3 protein-coding genes are annotated in these 3275 nt (G+C 61.6%); all 3 read left to right on the top strand.

What is annotated here, in order from left to right:
- On the top strand, positions 1-1359 hold a 1359-nt coding region (locus tag EN994_RS23910; RefSeq protein ID WP_164746121.1), incomplete at its 5' end, for a CpaF family protein.
- 29 nt (positions 1360-1388) lie between these two features.
- Positions 1389-2402 (top strand): type II secretion system F family protein, encoded by a 1014-nt coding sequence (locus tag EN994_RS23905; RefSeq protein ID WP_013533679.1) that lies wholly within the window; start codon positions 1389-1391, stop codon positions 2400-2402.
- Positions 2403-2411: 9 nt separating this feature from the next.
- Positions 2412-3275: type II secretion system F family protein (locus EN994_RS23900; RefSeq protein WP_164746120.1), on the top strand; the 864-nt coding region annotated here is incomplete at its 3' end.

Raw genomic sequence — 3275 nt, 5'->3', positions numbered from 1 at the left:
ACACGGCCCGCGGCGCGCCGTGCGGTCGAGGCACCGCCATTGGCGCCTGAGCCGAAGCGGGCACAGCGCGAAAAAAGCGAAACCTATTACGATACCAAGAGCCAGGTCTTCTCCGCACTCATCGACACCATAGATCTGTCGCAGCTTTCCAAGCTTGATCCTGAAAGTGCGCGCGAGGAAATCCGCGATATCGTCAACGACATCATCGCGATCAAGAACTTCGCAATGACGATCGCCGAGCAGGAAGAGCTGCTCGAGGACATCTGCAACGACGTGCTCGGCTATGGGCCGCTCGAGCCGCTGCTCGCCCGCGACGACATCGCCGACATCATGGTCAACGGCTCCAGGAACGTCTACATCGAGGTCAACGGCAAGGTCGAACAGACCGGCATCCGCTTTCGGGACAACCAGCAGCTCCTCAACATCTGCCAGCGCATCGTCAGCCAGGTTGGCCGCCGCGTCGACGAATCCAGCCCGATCTGCGACGCGCGCCTCCCCGATGGCTCGCGCGTCAACGTCATCGCGCCGCCGCTCTCCATCGACGGCGCCACGCTCACCATCCGCAAATTCAAGAAGGACAAGCTGACGCTCGACCAACTGGTCAAGTTCGGCGCCATCTCGCCGCAGGGCGCCGAAGTTCTCAAGATCATCAGCCGTGTTCGCTGCAACATCGTGATCTCGGGCGGTACCGGTTCGGGCAAGACCACGCTGCTCAATTGCCTGACCAACTATATCGACCGCGAGGAGCGCGTCATCACCTGCGAAGACTCGGCCGAGCTGCAATTGCAGCAGCCGCATGTGGTGCGCCTCGAAACCCGCCCGCCCAATCTGGAGGGTGAGGGTGAGGTGACGATGCGCGACCTGGTCAAGAACTGCCTGCGCATGCGGCCCGAGCGCATCATCGTCGGCGAAGTGCGCGGACCCGAAGTGTTCGATCTTCTGCAGGCGATGAACACCGGCCATGACGGCTCGATGGGAACGATCCACTCGAACAGCCCGCGCGAATGCCTGAACCGCATTGAATCCATGATTGCCATGGGTGGTTATTCGCTGCCGCAGAAGACAGTGCGCGAAATCGTCGTCGGCTCCATCGACGTGATCATCCAGGCAGCGCGCCTGCGCGACGGATCGCGCCGCATCACCCACATCACCGAGGTGATCGGGATGGAAGGCGACGTTATCATCACGCAGGATATCGTCCTCTACAACATCAAGGGTGAGGACGCCAACGGCCGGCTGTTGGGTGAGCACGTATCGACCGGCATCGGCCGTCCGCATTTCTGGGAGCGTGCACGCTATTACGGCGAGGAGCAGCGTCTCGCCATTGCGCTCGAGGCGATGGAGAAACGCGCTGACTGACGTCTGCTGGGGTGTAAGGGTTCGGGCCAATGTTTGGAATTGACGGCACAGTACTGGCGTTTGTCGTGCTCGCCGGCTTCAGCGCCGGCGCCGTCGCTTATGCATTTCTGTTCACCCGGATCAGCAACGAGAAACAGGTCGGCAAGCGGCTCGAAACAATCAGGACCGCCGAGACGGATCGCTCCGTCGTCAAGGCCTCGCGCGACCGCGTGGCGGAAGCCGCCAAGCGGCGCAAATCGGTTCAGGATTCTCTCAACGAACTCGACGCCAAGCAGAAAACCAAGGACAGCCGCGTCAAGAAGCCGCCGCTGAAAGCCCAGCTTCGTCAGGCCGGCCTCAAGACCACCATCGAGCGTTTCTATATATATTCCGCAATATGCGGCATCGTTTTGACGATGGCCGCTTTCGTGGCCGGAGCCCCGCTGATCGCCTTGCCGGGCGTGCTGCTGGCCGGGGGGCTGGGCCTGCCGCGCTGGTTCGTCACGTTTCGCCGCGCCCGCCGGGTCAAGGCATTCCTCAACGAATTTCCAAACGCGCTCGACATCATCGTGCGCGCGGTCAAATCCGGCCTGCCGCTGAACGATGCCGTGCGCCTGATCGCCAACGAATCGCCCGAACCCGTGAAGACCGAGTTTCGCCGCATCGTCGATTCACAGCAGATGGGCCTCTCTATCCCCGACGCGACCTTGCGCATGCCCGAAACCATGCCTTGCACCGAGGCAAGCTTCTTCGGCATCGTTATCCAGATTCAATCGCAAGCCGGCGGGAATCTCTCCGAGGCGCTGGGCAATCTTTCGCGCGTGCTTCGCGATCGCAAGAAGATGAAAGCCAAGGTCGCGGCGCTGTCGATGGAAGCGAAGGCATCCGCCGCGATCATCGGTGCGCTGCCCTTCATCGTCGCCTTTCTCGTCTACCTGTCGAGCCCGGCCTACCTGATGCCGCTCTTCAACACCAGCGTCGGAAACCTGATCCTTGGTTGCTCTGCGGTCTGGATGTCGATCGGCATCCTGGTGATGCGCAAGATGATGAACTTCGAAGTCTAGGATGCTGGCATGACCGAGCAAGTCATCAAGACCCTGACGGATCCGAGCTTCCTGATCGCGATGCTGGTCGCGATAGCGGTGTTTGCGACCGTCTTCACCTTGCTGCCGGCGTTTGGCGGAAACCAGCTCAAGTCACGCATGAAATCCGTTGCGCTGGAGCGCGACGAACTGCGTGCGCAACAGCGCGCCCGGCTTGCGGTCGAGGCCGACCGCCGTCGCAAGGGCTTGCGTGAGGAACAGTCGATCGGCATGCGCAACATCGTCGACCGGCTGGATCTGAGACGCGCGCTCGCCGATGAAGGCACCTTGCAGAAACTCAAGGTGGCCGGTTTTCGTGGACAGAATCCGCTGACGCGGTTTCTTTTCTTTCGTCTCGTGCTTCCTTTTGTCGGTTTCGCGCTGGCCGCAATCTACATCTTCGTGCTCGGAGGACTGCCCGACAAGCCATTGGTCATCAGGCTGTTCGTCTGCATCCTCGTTGCTTACGGCGGCTTCTACGCGCCGGTCATCTACGTCAACAACCGCGCCACCAAGCGCAAGCAGTCGATCCAGATGGCATGGCCGGATGGGCTCGATCTGATGCTGATCTGCGTCGAATCGGGCATGTCGGTGGAAGCAGCATTGCGCAAGGTCGCCGACGAGATCGGCGCGCAATCGGTGGCGCTGGCGGAAGAGTTCATCCTCACCAATGCCGAGCTTTCCTATCTGCCGGAGCGCAAGCAGGCCTACGAGAACCTGGCAAGCCGCACCGGCCTGGATTCGGTCAAGTCGGTGTCGCAGGCGCTCGTCCAGGCCGAGCGTTACGGCACGCCGGTGGCGCATGCACTGCGCGTGCTTGCCGCCGAAAGCCGCGACATGCGCATGAATGCGGCC

Source organism: Mesorhizobium sp. M7A.F.Ca.CA.002.09.1.1 (genome assembly GCF_003998555.1).
GTDB classification, from domain to species: Bacteria; Pseudomonadota; Alphaproteobacteria; order Rhizobiales; family Rhizobiaceae; genus Mesorhizobium; species Mesorhizobium ciceri.
This window is presented reverse-complemented; position numbering and strand designations above follow the sequence as displayed.